Source organism: Arsukibacterium sp. UBA3155 (assembly GCA_002364615.1).
Taxonomy (GTDB): Bacteria; Pseudomonadota; Gammaproteobacteria; order Enterobacterales; family Alteromonadaceae; genus Alishewanella.
Window position 1 is genome coordinate 83,420 of record DEYP01000002.1, and the last position, 20,162, is coordinate 103,581.

The following is a 20,162-nucleotide window of genomic DNA, read 5'->3' on the forward strand; positions in this document are numbered from 1 at the left end:
GTAGGACTGATGTGGGCAGTTTATAATGTCTTTAACTTGCCAAAAATTTTTAAAAGTCATAGCGATAAACCCGCTGCCGTTCTGATTAATAATGTTCAGCTGATCTCAATGCAACCCGGCGCACCGGCTATTGAGCAGGGACGCGCTATCTTGATAGTAGGTGATCGTATAGCAGCAGTAGGCGCTACAGGTGAACTAACAGCAGCGTCAGACGTTACGCTTATTGATGGTCAAGGATACACCCTGATACCAGGTTTAATTGATGCCCATATTCATCTTAACGATGAAGCTGAGCTGGCAGCCTATCTGGCGCATGGTATTACCGGGCTGCGCAATATGTCGGGTTATCCGTTTCATTTAGCACTGGCAGAACGCATTGCTAAAGATGAGATGTTAGCACCTGATTTTATTACCACCGGGCCAATGTTAAATAGCCGAGGGCCCAACCAAACGCTGATTCAACAAACGGTGACCACCGCGGCTGAGGCTCGTGCCGCTGTGCAAGCGCAGTATCGCGCTGGCTATCGCATTCTTAAATTGTATTCAAACCTGCGTTCTGAAGCCTTTGACGCCATTGCTGATGAGGCCAGCTTGCTTGGCATGCAGTTGACCGGCCATTCACCTGAGGGTGTCAGGAGCAGTGGTGTGCCCAGCCAGCAGCCCTTCGATATTGCCTGGCAAGAAACGCTTGGCCGCGGATTCAATTCACTTGAGCATATTGAAACTATTGTCTGGCATGGCCTACGAGATAGGCCAACAAAGAGCGGCATGCGTGAGCTGGCAGCGCAACTGGCTGCCTCGGGTGAGGCGATTACACCGACCCTGCTGGCCCATAAACGTTTAGTATTGATTGCACAAAGTCAGGGGACCTATTTGCAGCGGCCAGGCGCAGAGACGATAAACCCATTGACCCGATTGATAACACGAGATGCGGTAAAGTACTGGAGCCAGGTTGACACAAGCGTTTACGAGGGGCCAAGAGCGGAATTCTATAAAACCGCTACCCGGCTGTTGTATGAAGGCGGCGTGCCACTGATTGTTGGAACAGATTCGGGGGGCTTTGCAATTGTGCCTGGAGCATCAGTAACTCGGGAATTAGAATTACTGGTCGAGGCCGGGATGTCACCCTATGATGCGCTTGCCGCTGCTACCCGGGTAAGTGCCGAAGTATTAGGCTTTGAGCAAACGGGCGTCATTGCACCAGGTTATCGGGCGAATTTGGTATTACTGGCCAACAACCCTTTAGACAACATCAGTGCAGTAGAGCATCCGGTAGGCGTTATGATAAGAGGTCACTTATTGCAACAAGCAGAGCTGAAGGAGTTGCGAGCTGCATCAGCAGATACCTCGTTAACCCGTTCAGCCTGGCGGGCGTTGCAAATGCAACTTGCGTTATAGTTTGTTATTACTAATTAGTATTTTAAGGATCTTTTTTGAAAATATTATCACTTGTCTTGGTGCTGTCATCTTTAAACCTTTGCGCTTTGCAAAGTCAGTTTATCAAAGTGAATGAATTTGAACTGGAGTATGAAATTGCTGGCAGTGGCGAGCATATTGTTTTGCTTGAAGCGGGTGGCGGGTCTGCAATGACTGACTGGGCTCCGGTATTTAGCCAGATCGCACAGCAGGCGACAGTTATCCGTTACTCCCGTGTTGGTAATGGCAATTCAACTCAGATTAAACGCCACTTTACCTCGGTTGATTATGCTAACTACGCGAGTGAGTTACTGGATAAACTAAACATATCTGAGCCGGTGATTCTGGTCGCGCATTCCTATGGTGGCAGTGTGGCACGGGATTTCGCTGCCGCCTACCCGGATAAAATTAAAGCGTTACTGATGCTCGATCCATCCTCTGAACATGACGTTGATATTTTGCGGGCTATTGATCTTGAGCAGGGCAACCGTTAGATAGCTCAGATTAAATTAGACGATATGAAAGAGGGCATGTCGAATCAGTATCTGGATTTTTGGAGCAAGCGACCTTTGCCTGAATACCCTCAAATTAGCGATATGCCGGTAACGGTGATTGTTTCAGTTAAAAAAGTAGAAAACCCAACCAACTTATTCTTTACCGAGCAAGGTCGTAAGCTTTGGGGTGAGCATTGGCTAAGCTGGACCACGGATTCTCCGCAAGGGCGGGCTGTGTTAACGGAGCAAAGTGGTCACTTTGTCCAGTTTGATGAGCCAGAGCTGGTTATGCAAGAGCTGACACGGTTGTTCAAAAAGCTTGAACTACAAGTAACGAATTGAATTTAATAATATGTCTAAGTTCCAGGGAGGGTACATGTATTTTGGAAAGATAATAAAATATCTGTGTTACATGCTGCTAGGTGTTAGCAGTTTAGTTGCCATGCCCACGCTAAGTGCTGCACCTTTAGCACTACAGCATTGGCACCGGCAAGCGATGGCTGAAGGCTTTGACGGTCAGGTGTTGGTAGTACAGGCAGGCAAGCCACTATTGCAACAGGCATATGGCGTGGCCGATTATGAGATTAGCAAAGCTTTTACCATCGATACCGTATTTGATATTGGTTCCTTAACAAAGCAATTTACTGCGGCCGCTATTTTAAAACTTCAAGAGCAGGGAAAACTGCAGCTAACCGATACTCTGGGCCAGTTTTTTCCAGAGACAGGAAAAGACAAAAAAGCGATTACGTTACACCAGTTGCTTACCCATAACTCTGGCCTGGTAAATAATTTATCCGGTGGCGATTACAGTAAAGTGAGCCGCAACACCTTTATCAAGCGCTTGTTTCGCTCAAAACTTGATGCAACGCCAGGTACAGAGTTTTCATACTCTAATGCTGGTTATGCGCTGCTGGGATTAATTATTGAGCGGCTATCTGGTCAGAATTATGAGCATTATGTGCAGCAGCATTTGTTAAAGCCTGCCGGGTTATCGCATACCGGTTATCGGATCCCTGACTGGTCTGGCTTAGCCGTGGCAGCAGGTTATGAGCTAAAACGCGATAGCTTTTTCGGTGGTAAAGCCGATGGCAGCAGTAAGCGCTGGGGCACGCCACTGGAACACTCCTGGGATAAAGACGGCCCTTGGTGGAACTTGCATGCCAATGGTGGATTCTTATCGACGATGGGCGATCTCAGACGTTGGCAGCAGGCACTGCAAACCGAAACAGTACTTAGTAAAGCGTCAACTGCATTACTATTTACGCCTCATGTTATGACACCTCGTGACGGAGTGTTTTACGGTTATGGCTGGATTGTAGAACCCGCTAGCCCGGCTGGTAAAGTGGTGCGTCATGGTGGTAGCAACGGCATTTTTACCGCTGATTTTCGCTATTATGCTGATACGCAGTTACTTATTATTTTTATGACCAACAACGACAGTAAGTTTTTTCCGGCTTACCGGGATACGTTAGTGGAAGCTGCGCTTTCTTTCGCTACTATTGAGGAGTAACAATGTACCAGGGCGGGTGTTTATGTGGCGAGGTTGCCATTGAAGTTAGCGGGCCTATCAATAGCATCATTCATTGCCATTGTTCGCTATGCCGCAAATCTAGTGGTACGGCCTTTGCTACGAATGGCTTTGTCCAGACAACTGATTTTATCGTGGTTAAAGGGGCAGAGCGGTTAAGCCAGTTTGCCTTTAAGCCTGGTCGTATTCGCTATTTTTGCAATAAGTGTGGCTCGCCGGTGTATAGCTGTAATGTCGAAGATCCTAGCCGTGTCAGGATCCGGTTGGGTATTCTTACTACCGCTATCAGTGAACGGCCGCAATCACATAACTTTTATAGTTCTAAAGCCAACTGGGAAGATTTAGACGAAAACTTACCGCGCTATGATAGTTTTGAACCTGGCCGCAAATAGCTCTAATTATTAAGGACTCTGTTTTGTCGAATAATCGTTATCTTATTGCTGCGGCGCTGTGCTGTATAGTCGCAGCTGTGGCGCATGTAGGGTGTATTGTTTTTGGCGGCGACTGGTATCGTTTTTTTGGTGCAGGTGAGCAGATGGCGTTGCTGGCAGAGCAGGGACATTGGTATCCAACCGTGGCAACAGCGGTTATCTCACTGTTGCTGGTGTTGTGGGCGCTGTTTGCGTTGTCGGGCGCCGGGGTGATTCGCCGTTTGCCGCTGCTGCGCACGGCGCTTTGTGTTATTAGTGCCATTTTCTTACTACGGGGTCTGGCGTTCGTTGCTATTATGCCGATGTTTCCCGGTAATAGTCTGACATTCTGGCTGATAAGCTCCGCTATTTGTCTGACGATTGGTATGCTTTATGTTGCTGGCACCGTGAGCGTCTGGCGTAAGTTGCGGCCTGTCAGCAGACACTAATTGGATAATCTGCCCCTCGAATGACATAAGCTATTTACATTTTGAAACCAAAAACTTAAATTGCTCTTTGCTAACTATGCTAACGTTTAGCAATTAAAATGAGCAAACAGGAATTTGCAGATGGCGATCGATACTCATGGTGTAAAAATTGAAGACCGGCCGTTTGATCAGGTGAGGCAGGAGGCTATTGATCAACTTATTATGAATTATAGCCATGGTGTGATATCGGCAGAAGCCTTTGAGCGGCGACTTGATGTCGCTTCTGATGCTACAAGCTTTCAGGAGTTGATTGATGTGGTGGCCGACTTATCATTACAGCCAGATAAACAGTATCAGCAGCAACGCGATCAAAGCTTTACGCCACGTTATCAGGCTGGCAATGATACCCGAAACGAAAAAATTATTTGTGTCCTGTCATCCAATCGGCAAAACGGTCAATGGCTGGTGCCAGCTGAAATACGGGTTATCAATGTCGTGGGGTCAGTAGTGCTGGATTTTTCAGAAGCCATTTTTCAGCATCAGAACATTGTTATCCGGGTAAATAACTGGATTGGCAGCTTAACCATTCTGGTGCCTGAACAAGTTAATGTGGTGTCGAATATGTTTAATATTATTGGCAGTACCGATAACAGTGCGCCAAGTATCGGCGATCGGCAGGCGCCACAAATTGTCGTAGAGGGCTATTCTATTCTGGGTTCACTGGATGTAAAACTGAAAAAAACCATAAAAGAAAAGTTTACAGCTTTTGCTGACCAATGTCGTGCCATGTTTGGTTTAAATAAGTCATAAGCAAACGGTGTGGTGAATTAGTTTGTTTGTTGTGCTGCGTTGTGCAATATTTAACCGGTACATATTTAACTAATTTTTGCAAAACAGTTAAATGAAGTTGAACGTGCTAACCGAAGCGCGCCCACGTTATGGAGAGTAGCCCAGTGGGGGCAATTTTTCTGTAACGTGTGGAGAGTTACAAATGCTCAGTAAAGTATTGTTTTTCGTTTTGCTAATTATCACTCCTTTTAGCCTGACTGCGGCACCAAAGCTTACTATTTACGATGATGGCCGGTCTTGCCCGGCAAATTGTGATGCCCATGTTGTCGTTCATCGTAGTTTAAATGGCACCAAGTTTGTTCACAGCCCGGATTCTGGCGATGGTAATCCAGTTGCCTGTAAAATGAATACTGCCTGTGAAATTTGCTTTGATGATAACGCTACTGAATGTTTAATTACCCAATACCGAGGCTCCGGCCCCGGTAAGAATACTTTTGATTTGACGCCTGCTTTTTATCAGGAGTGGTGTGCAAAAGATGAAATTCCGGGCGCATTAAAGTCAAAATGTCTGGCGCTGCAACAAATTGAGCGAAAGCTTGATGGCAGAGTCAATTGTATTAAAGAACCTGACAACACATTATGTGTTGCATTAATTGCCGCGGCAGAGCAAGCGCAGGCTCTTGATGCGCCGAAGTATGAACAATGCTTGCAGGTTAGCCAGGAAACCTATAACAGCGATAAGCAAAATGCAGACAAAAGACAACATCATTGTGCGTATGAGTTTGAATCTAACGGCGGTCCAAATAGCCGAGGTCTTCGATGGAAACGATTACTTCCCGGCGCATGTCGTCAGGGCACCTACGTGGGTCGCGACGGGTTAGACTGTTGTTCGGGAGTGGCGTTTGCTGACGCTGCTTTTGGTTCAGAATGTATCCATTTTTATCCAAAGATGTCGTTACGGTAAGGTGCTGACAGTTGCCAGCTTAAAGCTTGCTTCCAGCATTGAAACGGAGATTATATGCAAGCAAGATTGGTTAAACTCCTGACCTTGATGTATGGCTTAGTCTGTAGCGCAGCCTTTGCCGCGCCGACTGCTTTTCAGCAGCAATTGGTGGAGGCAGCATTACAGCGCACCAGCTTTGCGGTGCGCTATGACGGTGCGTATCAACGTATTGCCTATCCGGGAGGAGATGTGCCTGCAGATACTGGAGTATGTACCGATGTCATTATCCGTAGCTATCGTGCACTGGGCATCGATTTGCAACAATTGATTCATGAAGATATGCGCGATAATTTCAGCAGTTACCCGTCACAGCGTATTTGGGGGCTTAACAGACCTGATAGTAATATTGATCATCGTCGCGTGCCAAATTTGCAGACGTTTTTTCGACGCCACGGTATTGAAATAGCCGTATCTCAGAAGCCGGAGGATTATCATCCTGGCGCAATCGTCAGTTGGATATTGCCGGGAAACTTGCCTCATATTGGTATAGTGACTGATCAGCTGGTGCCGGGAACTAAACGACCACTGATTGTGCATAACATCGGCGCCGGCCCACAACTGGAAGACGTTTTATTTGATTACCCGATAACCGGGAATTTTCACTTTTTTAAATAGCGATCCATGCTTATTCCTTGTTTAAAATAGCGTACTAACCTAAACAACATTTTTTTCTAAATCAACTACAACAATATTCCAACTAACCTTTCTGGCGATTACTGTGCAGCGTATTGCTCTCAACTCCCACAATATTGGGAGAAAAATCGACTAAATTAGCGAAAACAAAATTATCAATTGCATCGCCAGACTAATCCATCTATAACTAAAAGGGCGTACATGCTTAAATAATGTACGTGAAGTAAAGTAGTGTAATGGAGGACGCGGTGTGATCTTAATTAAAATGCCAGTTGTGTGGTTAGTCGTTGGCTTGTTGTTAGTTCCGTTTAAGCTTGCCGCTGAAGTAACAATCCAATTTAATACAGAGCGAAATGTCTCTTGTATACAGCTTATTGAACAGAGGAAACCAGGTTTCTGCCGGCTCTATTTTCAGTTCAGTGGTAGCAAGCCTGACACCCTGTATGCTCAGCAAAACCAGCTTAGCCGATCAGTAAGCGAATATCCTGCAAAACGAAGTAGTTATCCTACTTCATTTCAGCAGTTGGAATACGCATTACAGTTTTTTAAATACAGTGCTGAGAAGTTCAAAATTCGCAATAATCTGGTATTTATTCGCTCTGATGATGGCTCAGTGCAACTGAATATGGGTATTTTAACCTCTGCCAGTGGTGGTTACAGTTATTTGCTGGCAGACACTGATAGTCAAATTAAACAGCTGCTCACTGATCTGCAAAATCTGGATTCCTTGTCTACCCGTTATCAGCGCAGTATAGAACAACTATTTCAATAAGGTTGTACAGCGGATAATTCAGCGTTAGTTCAGCGGTTAAGCGCTATGTTTTTCCTTTTTGCAATTTCAGATAAGCATTAATCTGACCGGAGTACTCATTGGGTACTAAGGAGAGGAATGGATACCATCATTGCCTGGCGGGCTAATCTACCTTCAGAAGCCTGGCCTGAATACTATATCTGGTTATTCGTTCTTACTAACTTACTTTGGTTTGCCCTTTGGTGTTTTAGCAAACATGCAAGCCATATTCGTTACCAGCAGCTAAAACATTCATTAAACCTTGAGCTGGAGCGCCGCCGTAAAGTTTACGAACTTAAAGTCTGTCAGTATGAAGACTACTGTCATGAGCTGGAGGCATTTCATCTGAGGCATCAGAATGATTACCGAAATGTGTTCCTGCCTCTTTTTACCGAATTTAATAACCGTTACCAGGCCGCTGAAGCGGCAGAAGACACTGCTGCTGCCTCTTTAGCTACCTTATGGTTTTCCGGAGAAATTCAGCAAGTCAGCGATACAAATAATACCGAACTCAAGGCGCTTGATAAACAGACAGCGGCGCTAACGCTTAGTGCTGCTGATGATGTTGTCGAGATTTTGTTGGAAATTCAGCAGTTGTATCAGGCATTGTTGGTTGTTTCTGCCGAGCAGATGAATAAATTAGTGGCTATAACCCTGAGTAAAGACTATCAAGCGGTTAAATTCATGGGTGAGGAGCTACAGCAGGTTGGTAACCAGTTGCAACTAATCAGCCAGCGTTTGATGCAGGCTATTCGTCAGGATTTACTTAGTTTCTGAGCGGGGAGATTTATAAACTCCAGTGCTGACGAAAGGCACTGGCCTGACGGCGTGAAATTTCTACCTGCTTATCATGCTGTAACTGCACGTCAAACCCGCCGGCAACAGACGGGGTGATCTCTTTGATGTAGTGAGTATTGATTATCCAGCTTCGGCTAGCCCGAAAAAAACTTTCGGCCGGCAGACGTTCAGCAATAGCGCTGATACTGCGATATGTCGCTGGTGCAGCATTGGCCAGATGTACCCTTGTGTAATTACCCATAGCTTCAAAACAAATGACATCAGCTAAGGTGACAAAGAAGCAATTATCCCCATCCTTTATAAAAATTTGCTGGTGTAGTGCCAATTTTTGTTCATTCTGACTAACAGGTTTTAACTTATCAAATGCAGATTGCAAGCGTTTCAAGGTCACTGGCTTTAGTAAATAATCCAGTGCGTTATATTCAAAAGATTTGATGGCGTAATGATCATAAGCGGTAACAAAAATAACCTGTGGCAAATAATCCAGTTGCTCAAGGAGTTTAAAGCCATCGCCACCTGGCATGTTAATATCTAATAGCATGACATCAGGTTTCAGGCTTTGTACCAGTTGTTTCGCCTGACTAATGTTGGCAGCTTCGCCAACCAGAGTAGTGCCGCTAATCTGGTTTAACTGCTCAACTAGTTCTAACCGGGCCAGCCGGCTGTCATCTACGACCAGAACATCCATTTTAAAACTCCAGTGGTAACCTTACGTGCGTGATCACTTTACTATTTTGGTGGTAAAGGCGTAGCCCCGTAGCACTACATTCAGGATATAACAGCGCCAGTCGTTGCCGAATATTGCGAAGGCCAACGCCGTGATGCTTAGCGTCGTTGTGCAGGGTGACGTCGTTGCGGATAATAACATCGAGCATCTGGTCTGTCTGATACACAGTAACGTCTATACCTCCGCCGTTAATCTCGGTACTAATTCCATGCTTAATCGCATTTTCGACACACAGCTGCAATAGCAATTTCGGTACAAGTGCCTGTTGAACGCTAACGGGTGCACTAACAGAAAAACGTAACCTATCTTCAAATTGAATGGAGCATAGTGCGATATATTCATCAACAATAGCCAGCTCTGAATTCAACGTAACCTTGCTTGTATCGTCTTTGCTAAGACTGTAACGCAACATGTCGGCTAACCTGGCCAGCATTTCTCTGGCTCGCGCAGGGTCCTCCAGGATTAATGCCCTGATATTGTTGATAGCATTAAACAAGAAATGTGGATTGAGCTGATGGATCAAGGCATCAAGCTTACTCGACTTGAGAAGCTCGCTAGTTTGACGCAATTGTCTGACTTTGCTGATACTGAAATACAAGGCCGACCAGAAAAGTAGCGCCAGCAGCATATTGAAGAAATTACCAATAGCTATTGTTTTAATCATAAATGTTGATTGCGACGCCGGAATTGGATCAGTTATACCCAAATGTGCGAGGCCAAATACGGTGCTAATTAGCAATAGCGTGGCCAGAGCGGCAACAAAAATACTGGCAAAGCCAAAAAACAAGAATTGCCGAATTGTTGATTTCTTAAAAATAATCGCTTTATATGTGCGGCGCATCAAATGAGAGCCAACCGCGCTGCTGCCAATTAAGACGGCACCAAACAGCAGCTCTATCGCTGAGAAATAATGTTTATTAAATATCGATACCATAATTATGGTGTACAGGGTCAGCCATCCGCTCAGCTGACACACGAAATAAGCAAATTTGTCATGAAATCTGTATAGATATTTATGCATTAATAATTTTTCTCTGCCATATTTGTTTCATCCTTTTGACGAAGTTGCTGCAGCAGCGCCATACCGGCTGGGGTTACCGGAATAGTGGAATTACTCAGGAGCACAACACCGACCTGCTCAGCAGGAGCAAAACCGACAAAAGCGTTAAACCCAGCAGTCTGCCCATTGTGCCAGACCGCCCCGTCGGGATGCAGCATCCAACCAAAGCCAACAGCAGGCTCAGATATCAAAGTAGTTACTGATAAACGCATCGCGTCCGCCAATCCCGCCACCGTAGCAGATCCGGTATCTCCGATGGCGGTGGCTTGCAGATAATGCTGAACAAGTAATGCCATGTCGTCAATTGTCGATAGTACAGCGCCAGCACCCGCCAGTGCCTGAAAATGCCAATTCGCTGTGGTTGAACCATCAATCTGGTATCCTTTTGCCAGATCTGGATATCGGCCGTTGGTCATGGCAACGTTACTGTCTGCCATACCCAGAGGTTGGAAGATTTGCTGTTTCAACAAGGTCGAAAAGCTACTGCCCTGCTGCTGGCTGACTATCTCTGCCAGTAAACCAAAGCCTAAGTTTGAGTATTCAAACTGCTTCTCACCGGGCTGAACCGTTTGCATGGCCAACATTAAATCAGCATGGGTATAATTTGCATAAGGATCTGTTAAGTCAGAAAGTGGCAGGTTTGGGGGTAAACGCGGCAACCCGCTGGTATGAGTAAGTAACTCAGCTACGTTGTATTGATGCTGCTGGTAATGTGTACCTTGTAACAGCGATGCTACGGAATCACTAATGGACAACTGCTGGTTATTAACAGCGAGTGCAGTCACCAAACCGACTAAAGGTTTAGTGATTGAGCCAATTTCAAATAACGTTTTATTGCTAATGGCCCGGTTCTGCTGACTATCTGCCAGGCCGTGTAGGTAAAAACGGGTGTGCTGTTCGCTGATGATGGCAATGGCAATACCGGCATCGTTGAATTCTGTATTTAACCATTGCTCAATATTAGCTAATGTCGGCTGCAATGGTTTACTTAATCCGTCTTTTTTTTTAATACCAATGGCATTGCAGTACCCTGAACAAAAGTGCCTTGCCAGCTGTCATTCTTCCAGGTTGCGCTGTAGTTGGCATTTATGACGCCAGAGCTGAATTCCAGTTTGTCAGAGTTAATACTGAATTTATTAACCGGTATACCAAAGCTTTGCTGCTTAGGGCTGTCGAGTGTGACATGATAGTCATCAGCTGCTACTGCTATGTTTAATACCAAAGGCAGGCGGGCACTTTTATTGATAATAAGATCGCCATGCCAACTACCTTCATTTTCCAATAATTTAAGCTGCTGCTCATCAAGCTTTGTTAAATTTAGCTCACGGGCTTTACCCTGAATAAACTCACCCTGTAGCTGATCTTGTTTCAGGGTTCCGCTAAAACTGGCATTAAGTTTATCATCCTGAAAAGTAACACGTTTACCGTCGATGCTGAATTGGCTGGGACGATAATTAAACATCCCCTGATTTGGACTGTCCAGCGTAAGGGTATATCCTTCAGGTGTATTATTGATATTAATGCCTATTGTCAGTGCTGCCTGCGGTGTCATTTGTAACTTTCCGCGCCATTTTCCAGATAGCTGCTCTGCACCAGCGGGTGCGGCAACGGTTATCATGAATAAAGCAGTGAACCATACCAGTAACTTTTGCATAATTATTTCCTTTGCAATGCTGTTGATGTCAGCTAAGTGTAACCACTTAAAATAACAAGCGGTAACTTTTATGTCTAACGGTGTTTTTTATATTTCAACGGTATAATGACAAAATAACGCTAAGCTGTTCTTGATTAATGCACTATTGTAAATGCGTCGTCTACAACAGGAAGGTACTATGAAGTTAACAGAGCAACAGTGGCAACAACGATTGACCGATGAGCAATACCGGGTAACCCGGTTAAAAGGTACAGAATATCCGTTTACCGGCAAGTTACTTCATCATACCGCTGATGGTACTTATCATTGTATCTGCTGCGGCGCGGTGTTATTTTCATCTGACACCAAATTTGATGCTGGATGCGGTTGGCCCAGCTTTTCAGAAGCGCTGGAGGGCAGGGTGAAATATCATTCTGATACCAGCCATGGCATGCAGCGGACAGAGATTTTGTGCAACAATTGTGATGCACACCTGGGCCATGTGTTTGACGATGGACCGACACCGACAGGACAACGATTTTGTGTAAACTCAGTGAGCCTGAGTTTTCAGCATGTGACAAAAGCCTGAAAATGACCTGTTGTGGTTGTGGTAAGGTTTCAATATCTATTACAATGTGCCGCCTTTAGTAAATAAGCTGTACCCTACAAAACAGCACGAGGCTCCGATTAATTCATTTTATTGAAGTAAAAGGCCGACACATGACCCTATCACACGCAGAGCAATACCAGAAAAGCTGGCAGGAACGCCAGGAATATGCCGAGAATATGCAGCCTATTATTGGCCGGCTATATCGTAACAAGGGAATAGAAGTGGTGGTTTATGGCCGCCCTCTGGTAAACGCCACCACTATCGACATTATTAAAGCGCACAAAACTGTTGAGCGGTTTGAAGGCGAAAAATTGCGGCTACGCGAATGTTTTCCGGTGCTGGAAGCCATCAGCAAAATGAATCTTGCCCCTGGCCGGGTCGATATTGGTAAGCTGGCTTACGGTTTTCTGTTTAAGAACTCGGGAGCGGGTTTAGATCTTGAGCAATATCTGGCACGTGAACTCAGCGACATTCTTGATCATGAAGATAAAGTTAAACCCACAGATGTTGTTTTATACGGTTTTGGCCGAATAGGACGGTTGCTGGCGCGTTTAATGCTGGAACGTTCTGGACCAAGCAGTAAATTACGCTTAAAAGCGATTGTGGTGCGTGGTGGTAAACAAGGCGATTTGGAAAAAAGAGCCAGCTTGCTACGTCGTGATTCAATTCACGGGCCTTTTAACGGCAGCATTACCGTTGATGAAGAAAACCAGGGTATAAAAGCTAATGGCACCTTTATTAAGGTAATTTACGCCAGTTCCCCTGAGGTAGTAGATTACACCGCTTATGGTATCGATAATGCACTGGTAGTTGATAATACCGGGATCTGGAAAGATGACAAAGAGTTGGCTATCCACTTCAAAAGCAAGGGTACTGCAAGGGTGCTGTTAACTGCACCGGCAAAAGGTGAAGTGCCCAATATCGTGTATGGTGTTAATCAGCATATGATTATGCCAGAGCACAAGTTTGTGTCTGCGGCCAGCTGTACAACCAATGCCATTACTCCGGTACTTAAAGCGCTTAATGATGAGTTTGGTATCCGCAACGGCCACGTTGAAACGGTGCATTCCTATACCAATGATCAAAATCTGATTGATAACTTTCATAAAGCCGAGCGCCGGGGCAGGGCTGCACCACTGAATATGGTGATAACCTCAACCGGTGCTGCCAGCGCTGTTGCCAAAGCACTGCCTGAATTAAAAGGTAAACTGACGGGTAACGCCATTCGCGTGCCGACCCCGAATGTGTCGATGGCGATTCTGTCATTAAACCTGACAAAAGAAACCAGCCGTGAAGAGATGAATGCCTTTTTACAGCGCACGTCATTGTTTTCGGAGTTGCAGGATCAAATTGATTACACCAGCTCTACGGAGATTGTCTCTTCTGATTTAGTTGGTTCACGTTACGCTGGGGTTGTTGACTCACAAGCGACGATAGTCGATGGTGATCGCTGTGTACTTTATGTTTGGTATGACAATGAGTTTGGTTACAGCACTCAGGTAATACGCGTAATGAATGATATGGCCGGGATTAAATATCCGACGCTGCCTGTTGCGAAAGAGTAGGTAATACAGCAAATCAGATAAAACGCCGCTTTTAGCGGCGTTTTTTTGCAATAAAATTTAATGCGATATTAGTATCGTTAATCTATTAATTTTCGACAATAAAAAACGGCCGTTAAAACGACCGTTTTTTTAACTGAACGTTTCAGGCTATTACAGCAGAGTCACGTTAGCAGCTTGTGGGCCTTTTTGGCCTTGTTCGATTTCGAAAGCAACACGCTGACCTTCGTTTAAGGTTTTGTAACCTTCAGTCATGATTGCACGGAAGTGAACGAATGCGTCAGCGCCGCCGTTATCCTGAGTAATGAAACCGAAACCTTTATCTGCGTTAAACCACTTTACTACACCAGTTACTTTAGCCATGAATGACTCCTAAAATTAATATAAGAACGTTTTGCATAATGGGTTGATAGCCTGATTGTTACTCTACTTATGCGGCCAAACGTGCGTGAATCTTCAGGGACATGACTTACTATGAAGCTGTGTAGCGAAGTGTTCAAAAACATGTTGTTACATAGGTCTGCTCTCCAGGCCGGGAGTTATATTATCAGGTCTGAAAAGATTGTATAGTTTTTTAAACAACCAATTTAAATTAAGAAAAACAAAAAACCGGCTAAAAGCCGGTTTTTTTAAACTGAACGAACAGTACTATTAAAGTACAGTTACGTTAGCAGCTTGTGGGCCTTTCTGGCCTTGTTCGATTTCGAACGTTACGCGCTGACCTTCGTCTAAGGTTTTGTAACCTTCAGTCATGATTGCACGGAAGTGAACGAACGCGTCAGCGCCGCCGTTATCCTGAGTAATGAAACCGAAACCTTTATCTGCGTTGAACCACTTTACTACACCAGTTACTTTAGCCATGAATGACTCCTAAAAATTTTAATGATACTAAATTACGCTTAATGCGCTGTTAGCCTGACTGTTAAATTTACTTATGCGGGCAAACGTGCGTGAATCTTCAGGGACATGACTTACTATGAAGCTGTGTAGCGAAGTTTTCAAAAACATGTTGTTACATAGGTCTGCTTTACAGGCCGGGGAGCACTTTAACACTTCTGGGCTGAATGTATAGCTTTATTATTAAAATAATAAAATTAATTACCAGCAACATAAAAAAAACCGGCATTCAGCCGGTTTAATTCCATCAAGTAACGATTTGACAGGTTATTTATTAGCAATGGCCTGCTCAGGTGCCGTATAAGCAAACCCAAGGGCTTCCGCCACGCTCTGATTGGTTACTTTGCCATGGTAAACGTTTAAGCCTGCCAGCAAATGCTTGTCATCGGTCAGTGCCTGCTTATAGCCTTTGTTCGCCAGACGGATAATAAACGGCAGGGTCGCATTGTTTAACGCAAAGGTTGATGTACGAGGCACGGCGCCTGGCATATTCGCTACACAGTAGTGCACAACTTCATCGACAATATAGGTTGGATCAGCGTGAGTCGTCGCTCTTGACGTTTCCACACAACCGCCCTGGTCAATTGCGACATCGACAATGGCTGAGCCTGGTTTCATTCGTTTGATATGCTCTGCAGTGATCAGTTTAGGAGCAGCTGCTCCTGGCACCAATACTCCACCAATAACCAGATCGGCGGCCAGCACTTCCTGTTCAAGGGCTGCGGCGGTTGAATAAATCGCCTTTACCGCTCCATTAAACTGGGCATTAATACGACGTAATACATCTACATTGCGATCCAGTACTGACACATCAGCGCCCAGGCCAACCGCCATCTGGGCAGCATTGGTACCGACCATACCACCACCGATAACCACAACCTTAGCCGGAGCAACTCCTGGCACGCCACCTAGCAATACGCCGCGACCGCCACAGGATTTTTCAAGTGCCCGGGCGCCCGCCTGAATTGACATTCGTCCTGCTACTTCTGACATAGGAGCCAGAAGCGGTAAACCACCTTTACTGTCTGTTACGGTTTCATAAGCGATACACACTGCTTTTGATTTAATTAAGTCTTCAGTTTGCGGTAAATCGGGAGCCAGGTGTAAATACGTAAACAGGATCTGACCTTCACGCAACATTGCGCGCTCTGCGGCCTGTGGTTCTTTGACTTTAACAATCATTTCAGCCTTGGCGAATACCTCTGCGGCAGTTGCTAACACCACGGCACCCGTGTCGGTGTAATCTTCATCAGTAAAACCAATGCCAATACCGGCGTTATGCTCTACATAAACACTGTGGCCATGGCCAATCAGCTCGCGAACACTCGCTGGTGTCATACCAACACGGTACTCGTGATTTTTTATTTCTTTTGGTACGCCGATAATCATGATATTCCGCCCTGTAGGTTGTAGGTAAAATTTATGCGCAGTATACAGCCTAAAAAACAGAATTAATGCTTGTTTTAATATGCTTATGTAGTGCAAAATTCTGTCTATATTTTTTTAATAGATGGTTTTCACTACCATGTACTCTTTAAGTAAGAGCATCAAGAAGTTAGATAGAATTGATCGTAAAATACTCACTGAATTGCAGCACGATGGCCGCCTGGCCAATGTCGAATTAGCCAGGCGAGTCGGCTTAAGCCCGACACCTTGTCTGGAGCGGGTGCGCAAACTTGAAACTGAAGGTTACATTATAGGTTATACGGCGCTGGTTGATCCCCACAAAGTGGGCGCTGCCTTGCTGGTGTTCGTGGAAATAACGCTAAGTAAAACCTCGCCTGAAGATTTTGATGAGTTTAGTAAGGCGGTGCAAAAACTGGTCGAAATTCAAGAGTGTCATCTGGTCTCGGGCAGCTTCGACTTTTTGTTGAAAACCCGGGTAGCCGATATGGCAGCTTATCGTGAGTTGTTGGGGGAAACCCTGCTCAGATTACCCAGTGTTCGGGAAAGCCGCACTTATGTGGTCATGGAGGAAGTGAAACAAAGCAGTTTTGTAGCAATGAGTATTTCCCGATAACGCCACTGTGCTACGCCGTAATACGTTAGCAATCCGCAATAGGTAAAGCTGGGGTTAATGTAGGCGTTGTTACTCTCACTAAGTGGGGGTAGCGCCATAGCAAAAAGCCAGCCAGAGTCGGGTGCAAAGCAAGGATGGTGATGCACTTTTTTGCTGGCTCTGGTAAGGTAGTAAGGTCTGCGCAGACAGCATAAAAATAATGAGGCCCATCATTTGCAAAGCAAACAAATATTTCCGTTAAATGGCGTGCAACGCTTGCTCGAAGTGGGATTGATCCTGTTCTGGGCGCTGGCGTTATTTTTACTATTGGCATTATTTTCGTTCGATCCCGCCGATCCAAGCTGGTCGCAAACCGGTTATCAAACCAACGTTAATAATTTTGCCGGGCTCATTGGCGCCCGGGTCGCTGATGTATTGTTATTTAGTTTTGGTTGGGTGTCTTACCTGATGCCCTTTTTGATCGCGGCGTTCGGGTACTTATTATTTAAACGCTATCACAACGTTTTTGCCCTTGATTATCTTATTCTCGGACTGAGGCTGATTGGCCTGGTACTAACGCTGGTGTGTGCCACTGCAATAAGCAGCATGAATTTTAATGATATTTATTATTTTTCTTCTGGTGGGGCAGTAGGGGATGTGACCACCAGCGTGCTATTGCCCTATTTTAACTTTATCGGTACCAGCTTACTGTTACTGGCAGGTTTTGCGACCGGCCTGACCTTAATGACCGGCATTTCCTGGTTAACTGTTGCAGATTATCTCGGGTTAGCCTGCTTTAAGGTTGGCCAATGGTTGGCGTTGGCTCCAGGCTGGCTGAGCGAGCGTTTTGGCAGTGCACCACCGGAGTCAGATGATACCGACGCTGCTGAACCTGCACCGCTGCAACTTAATCATGCGCAGCATAAATCGACCGCACAGCGCTCTGAACCTGCGCTTTTTGGCGAGCCAAAAGTAACGGCGCCGTTACCTGTTAAACCTTTAAATCCAAAAACAGAGGCGAAATCTTACTACAGTATGGACCAGCTGGCGGATGAGCAGTTGTCGTTTAGTGCAGTAGACGAGCCAATGAATGCCGAGCACATTTCTAAAACGCTGGCGCAGCTTGAACCTTATGAATCGTCAGACCCTTTAATGCAATTTCCTGAGGATGAAGAAGATGCGGATGATAGTGAAGAAGTTCAGCATACCATGGAAGAGCTGCCCTCATTAGCGTTACTCGATCGTCCTGACAAAGCGCAGAACCCCATTGACCCTGCCGATCTAGAGCGTGTTTCCAGGCTGGTTGAAGCCAAGCTACTTGATTTTAACGTAGAAGCACGGGTGGTGGGTGTCCATCCTGGACCTGTGGTAACCCGTTTTGAACTGGATTTAGCCCCCGGGGTTAAGGTTAGTAAAATTACCGGCCTTTCGAAAGATTTAGCCCGTTCGTTATCTGCAATCAGTGTTCGGGTGGTTGAGGTTATTCCGGGAAAATCATTTATTGGTTTAGAGCTACCTAATCAGCACCGGGAAATAGTACGTTTATCTGAAGTCATTGGCGATGAGATTTTTACTGAATCGAAGTCGGCGTTAACCATGGTATTAGGTAAAGATATTGCCGGTAAATCAGTGGTCGCTGACTTAGCAAAAATGCCACATTTGCTGGTCGCCGGTACGACTGGTTCAGGTAAGTCAGTTGGCGTTAATGTGATGATCTGTAGCCTACTGTATAAGTCGACACCGGATGATGTGCGCTTTTTGATGATAGACCCGAAAATGCTTGAGTTATCTATCTATGAAGGAATACCACACTTACTGACCGAAGTGGTTACTGATATGAAAGATGCGGCTAATGGCCTGCGCTGGTGTGTAGGGGAAATGGAGCGGCGATACAAGCTGATGTCTGCCCTGGGCGTTCGGAATTTAAAAGGGTACAACCAGAAAGTAAAAGAGGCAATTGCTGCCGGCGAGCCGTTAAAAGATCCACTATGGAAACCTTCTGATGATATGCGTACCGAAGTACCATTGCTTGAGAAATTACCCGCAATTGTTGTAGTTATTGACGAATTTGCCGACATGATGATGATTGTCGGCAAAAAAGTGGAAGAACTTATTGCCCGGATCGCCCAAAAGGCCAGGGCTGCGGGCATTCACTTGATCCTGGCGACGCAGCGGCCATCGGTGGACGTCATTACGGGCTTAATTAAAGCCAATATTCCGACCCGGATTGCGTTTCAGGTATCGTCAAAAATTGATTCCAGAACGATATTGGATCAGCAAGGTGCAGAGAGCTTATTGGGGCAGGGCGATATGCTGTATTTGCCACCGGGTTCTGGTGTGCCTAACAGGGTGCATGGGGCTTTTGTTGACGACCATGAAGTGCATGCGGTTGTTGCTGATTGGAAAAAACGTGGTAAGCCAAATTATATTTCTGAAATTTTAAGCGGTGAGACCAGCGAAGAAAGCCTGTTGCCGGGAGAAACGATGGAAGGTGATGACGGTGAAGCAGATCCGTTATATGACCAGGCCGTTGCGCATGTGATTGAGAGTCGCCGGGCGTCTGTGTCCGGGGTGCAACGTAAATTCCGCATCGGTTATAACCGCGCAGCGCGGCTTGTTGAACAAATGGAAATGAGTGGCGTGGTCAGTGGCCCCGGCCACAATGGTAATCGTGAAGTGATGGTTCCGTCACAACCAAAAGGGTACTAAATGAAAAAACTGGTGTTAGTGGCAATGCTGTTCAGCAATCTTTGTCTGGCGCAACAAGCTGCCACTGTTGAGTTTGCTCCGCATTTAAAACAGGTACAGGTACAGCGATTAAGTGCGCCGGATGGCAGCGCCGAGTTGCTGGTTGAGTTGGCTAAAATCAGCAGTTTCTCTGCGCGATATCAGCAACAGGTTTTTGACGAACAGCAGCAGTTACTGCAACAAGGTCAGGGTAGGTTACTGCTGAAAAAAGTAGCTCAATTCAGGTTTGAAGGTGAAGAGCCAGAACCGGTTTTACTGGTAAGCGATGGCGATAACCTGTGGTTTTATAACGAGCTGCTTGAACAGGTAAGTATTTATGATGCTAAAGCACAGGTAGGGCAGACAGCATTTGCGTTGCTGACCACAACCGATCCTCTGCTATGGCAGCAATATCAGGTTATCGCCCGCCCAGATGTCTTTATTATTCATCCGATTGACAGTAACAACCCGGTACAACAACTGACGTTAGCGTTTGATAAGAACGGTATCAGTGAGATGACGGTCATCGATATTAACCAGCAGCAAAGTGTGTTTCGGTTTACTGATGCCCGCTTAAACCCGGATATTGCTGATAGCCAATTCAGATTTACCGTACCGGATGGCGTTGATATTGATGACCAACGTCAGCGTTAAGGGT

Annotated in this window: 23 protein-coding genes; 16 read left to right on the forward strand and 7 right to left on the reverse strand. The window is 45.6% G+C overall.

Annotated features, from left to right (window positions below; genetic code table 11):
* Window positions 1-36: 36 nt before the first annotated feature.
* The 11 genes from B2X65_RS00410 (at window position 37) to B2X65_RS00460 (ending at window position 8,268) form a co-directional block, all read left to right on the forward strand.
* Window positions 37-1,398, forward strand: a complete 1,362-nt coding sequence (locus tag B2X65_RS00410; protein WP_290609790.1) for an amidohydrolase family protein — start codon at window positions 37-39, stop codon at window positions 1,396-1,398.
* Window positions 1,399-1,433: 35 nt separating this feature from the next.
* Entirely contained in the window at window positions 1,434-1,910 is a 477-nt protein-coding gene (locus B2X65_RS00415) for an alpha/beta fold hydrolase (RefSeq protein WP_290609792.1), read from the forward strand.
* Between the two features lie 36 nt (window positions 1,911-1,946).
* The gene (locus B2X65_RS00420) at window positions 1,947-2,252 is read left to right on the forward strand and encodes a hypothetical protein (protein ID WP_290609794.1); all 306 of its coding nucleotides are present in this window, start codon (window positions 1,947-1,949) and stop codon (window positions 2,250-2,252) included.
* Between the two features lie 34 nt (window positions 2,253-2,286).
* A complete protein-coding gene (locus B2X65_RS00425) occupies window positions 2,287-3,420 on the forward strand; it encodes a serine hydrolase domain-containing protein (protein ID WP_290609796.1) in 1,134 nt (377 codons plus the stop codon).
* A 2-nt stretch (window positions 3,421-3,422) separates the two neighbouring features.
* Window positions 3,423-3,830 (forward strand): GFA family protein, encoded by a 408-nt coding sequence (locus tag B2X65_RS00430; protein ID WP_290609797.1) that lies wholly within the window; start codon window positions 3,423-3,425, stop codon window positions 3,828-3,830.
* A gap of 23 nt (window positions 3,831-3,853) precedes the next feature.
* Window positions 3,854-4,297: a hypothetical protein gene (locus B2X65_RS00435; protein WP_290609798.1), complete on the forward strand. Its 444-nt coding sequence runs from the start codon at window positions 3,854-3,856 to the stop codon at window positions 4,295-4,297.
* 120 nt (window positions 4,298-4,417) lie between these two features.
* On the forward strand, window positions 4,418-5,086 hold the full coding sequence (locus B2X65_RS00440; protein WP_290609799.1) for a LiaF domain-containing protein: 669 nt from the start codon (window positions 4,418-4,420) through the stop codon (window positions 5,084-5,086).
* A gap of 181 nt (window positions 5,087-5,267) precedes the next feature.
* Window positions 5,268-6,029, forward strand: coding sequence for a hypothetical protein (locus B2X65_RS00445; RefSeq protein WP_290609801.1), 762 nt, complete (start codon window positions 5,268-5,270; stop codon window positions 6,027-6,029).
* Between the two features lie 54 nt (window positions 6,030-6,083).
* The gene (locus B2X65_RS00450; protein ID WP_290609802.1) at window positions 6,084-6,683 is read left to right on the forward strand and encodes a DUF1287 domain-containing protein; all 600 of its coding nucleotides are present in this window, start codon (window positions 6,084-6,086) and stop codon (window positions 6,681-6,683) included.
* A 268-nt stretch (window positions 6,684-6,951) separates the two neighbouring features.
* On the forward strand, window positions 6,952-7,473 hold the full coding sequence (locus tag B2X65_RS00455) for a hypothetical protein (protein ID WP_290609803.1): 522 nt from the start codon (window positions 6,952-6,954) through the stop codon (window positions 7,471-7,473).
* Between the two features lie 117 nt (window positions 7,474-7,590).
* Window positions 7,591-8,268 carry a hypothetical protein gene (locus B2X65_RS00460; protein ID WP_290609804.1) on the forward strand — a complete coding sequence of 226 codons (678 nt, stop codon included), beginning with the start codon at window positions 7,591-7,593 and terminating at the stop codon, window positions 8,266-8,268.
* A gap of 10 nt (window positions 8,269-8,278) precedes the next feature.
* Here B2X65_RS00460 and B2X65_RS00465 read toward each other — a convergent pair whose 3' ends face one another.
* The 4 genes from B2X65_RS00465 to B2X65_RS00480 form a co-directional block, all read right to left on the reverse strand.
* Entirely contained in the window at window positions 8,279-8,977 is a 699-nt protein-coding gene (locus B2X65_RS00465; RefSeq protein ID WP_290609805.1) for a LytR/AlgR family response regulator transcription factor, read from the reverse strand.
* A 1-nt stretch (window position 8,978) separates the two neighbouring features.
* A complete protein-coding gene (locus tag B2X65_RS00470) occupies window positions 8,979-9,680 on the reverse strand; it encodes a sensor histidine kinase (protein WP_290609806.1) in 702 nt (233 codons plus the stop codon).
* Between the two features lie 356 nt (window positions 9,681-10,036).
* Entirely contained in the window at window positions 10,037-11,056 is a 1,020-nt protein-coding gene (locus B2X65_RS00475; protein WP_290609807.1) for a serine hydrolase domain-containing protein, read from the reverse strand.
* An 8-nt stretch (window positions 11,057-11,064) separates the two neighbouring features.
* Entirely contained in the window at window positions 11,065-11,730 is a 666-nt protein-coding gene (locus tag B2X65_RS00480) for a hypothetical protein (protein ID WP_290609808.1), read from the reverse strand.
* Between the two features lie 178 nt (window positions 11,731-11,908).
* Between B2X65_RS00480 and msrB the strand changes: the two genes are divergently transcribed.
* Together msrB and B2X65_RS00490 are read left to right on the forward strand one after the other, a co-directional pair.
* Entirely contained in the window at window positions 11,909-12,298 is a 390-nt protein-coding gene (msrB, locus tag B2X65_RS00485; protein ID WP_290609809.1) for a peptide-methionine (R)-S-oxide reductase MsrB, read from the forward strand.
* 131 nt (window positions 12,299-12,429) lie between these two features.
* On the forward strand, window positions 12,430-13,884 hold the full coding sequence (locus tag B2X65_RS00490; RefSeq protein ID WP_290609811.1) for a glyceraldehyde-3-phosphate dehydrogenase: 1,455 nt from the start codon (window positions 12,430-12,432) through the stop codon (window positions 13,882-13,884).
* Between the two features lie 150 nt (window positions 13,885-14,034).
* Here B2X65_RS00490 and cspE (B2X65_RS00495) read toward each other — a convergent pair whose 3' ends face one another.
* The 3 genes from cspE (B2X65_RS00495) to ald all read right to left on the reverse strand — a co-directional run bounded on the left by cspE (B2X65_RS00495) (window position 14,035) and on the right by ald (window position 16,167).
* Window positions 14,035-14,244, reverse strand: coding sequence for a transcription antiterminator/RNA stability regulator CspE (gene cspE, locus B2X65_RS00495; RefSeq protein WP_019674402.1), 210 nt, complete (start codon window positions 14,242-14,244; stop codon window positions 14,035-14,037).
* Between the two features lie 288 nt (window positions 14,245-14,532).
* The gene (cspE, locus tag B2X65_RS00500) at window positions 14,533-14,742 is read right to left on the reverse strand and encodes a transcription antiterminator/RNA stability regulator CspE (RefSeq protein WP_019674401.1); all 210 of its coding nucleotides are present in this window, start codon (window positions 14,740-14,742) and stop codon (window positions 14,533-14,535) included.
* Between the two features lie 303 nt (window positions 14,743-15,045).
* Window positions 15,046-16,167, reverse strand: a complete 1,122-nt coding sequence (gene ald / locus B2X65_RS00505; RefSeq protein WP_290609812.1) for an alanine dehydrogenase — start codon at window positions 16,165-16,167, stop codon at window positions 15,046-15,048.
* Window positions 16,168-16,303: 136 nt separating this feature from the next.
* Between ald and lrp the strand changes: the two genes are divergently transcribed.
* The 3 genes from lrp (at window position 16,304) to lolA (ending at window position 20,158) form a co-directional block, all read left to right on the forward strand.
* A complete protein-coding gene (gene lrp / locus B2X65_RS00510) occupies window positions 16,304-16,798 on the forward strand; it encodes a leucine-responsive transcriptional regulator Lrp (protein ID WP_290609814.1) in 495 nt (164 codons plus the stop codon).
* Window positions 16,799-17,011: 213 nt separating this feature from the next.
* A complete protein-coding gene (locus B2X65_RS00515; RefSeq protein WP_290609816.1) occupies window positions 17,012-19,486 on the forward strand; it encodes a DNA translocase FtsK in 2,475 nt (824 codons plus the stop codon).
* Window positions 19,487-20,158 (forward strand): outer membrane lipoprotein chaperone LolA, encoded by a 672-nt coding sequence (gene lolA / locus B2X65_RS00520; protein ID WP_290609818.1) that lies wholly within the window; start codon window positions 19,487-19,489, stop codon window positions 20,156-20,158. It abuts the gene before it with no gap.
* Window positions 20,159-20,162 lie beyond the last annotated feature (4 nt).

Bases quoted from the DNA above. Each gene is read 5' to 3' on its own strand.
- B2X65_RS00480 (WP_290609808.1), bottom strand. From the start codon at position 11,730: ATGCAAAAGTTACTGGTATGGTTCACTGCTTTATTCATGATAACCGTT.
- lrp (WP_290609814.1), top strand. From the start codon at position 16,304: ATGTACTCTTTAAGTAAGAGCATCAAGAAGTTAGATAGAATTGATCGT.
- B2X65_RS00425 (WP_290609796.1), top strand. From the start codon at position 2,287: ATGTATTTTGGAAAGATAATAAAATATCTGTGTTACATGCTGCTAGGT.
- B2X65_RS00465 (WP_290609805.1), bottom strand. From the start codon at position 8,977: ATGGATGTTCTGGTCGTAGATGACAGCCGGCTGGCCCGGTTAGAACTA.
- ald (WP_290609812.1), bottom strand. From the start codon at position 16,167: ATGATTATCGGCGTACCAAAAGAAATAAAAAATCACGAGTACCGTGTT.
- B2X65_RS00460 (WP_290609804.1), top strand. From the start codon at position 7,591: ATGGATACCATCATTGCCTGGCGGGCTAATCTACCTTCAGAAGCCTGG.
- B2X65_RS00430 (WP_290609797.1), top strand. From the start codon at position 3,423: ATGTACCAGGGCGGGTGTTTATGTGGCGAGGTTGCCATTGAAGTTAGC.
- cspE (WP_019674402.1), bottom strand. From the start codon at position 14,244: ATGGCTAAAGTAACTGGTGTAGTAAAGTGGTTTAACGCAGATAAAGGT.
- B2X65_RS00490 (WP_290609811.1), top strand. From the start codon at position 12,430: ATGACCCTATCACACGCAGAGCAATACCAGAAAAGCTGGCAGGAACGC.
- B2X65_RS00440 (WP_290609799.1), top strand. From the start codon at position 4,418: ATGGCGATCGATACTCATGGTGTAAAAATTGAAGACCGGCCGTTTGAT.
- lolA (WP_290609818.1), top strand. From the start codon at position 19,487: ATGAAAAAACTGGTGTTAGTGGCAATGCTGTTCAGCAATCTTTGTCTG.
- B2X65_RS00450 (WP_290609802.1), top strand. From the start codon at position 6,084: ATGCAAGCAAGATTGGTTAAACTCCTGACCTTGATGTATGGCTTAGTC.
- cspE (WP_019674401.1), bottom strand. From the start codon at position 14,742: ATGGCTAAAGTAACTGGTGTAGTAAAGTGGTTCAACGCAGATAAAGGT.
- B2X65_RS00470 (WP_290609806.1), bottom strand. From the start codon at position 9,680: ATGATTAAAACAATAGCTATTGGTAATTTCTTCAATATGCTGCTGGCG.
- msrB (WP_290609809.1), top strand. From the start codon at position 11,909: ATGAAGTTAACAGAGCAACAGTGGCAACAACGATTGACCGATGAGCAA.
- B2X65_RS00445 (WP_290609801.1), top strand. From the start codon at position 5,268: ATGCTCAGTAAAGTATTGTTTTTCGTTTTGCTAATTATCACTCCTTTT.
- B2X65_RS00420 (WP_290609794.1), top strand. From the start codon at position 1,947: ATGTCGAATCAGTATCTGGATTTTTGGAGCAAGCGACCTTTGCCTGAA.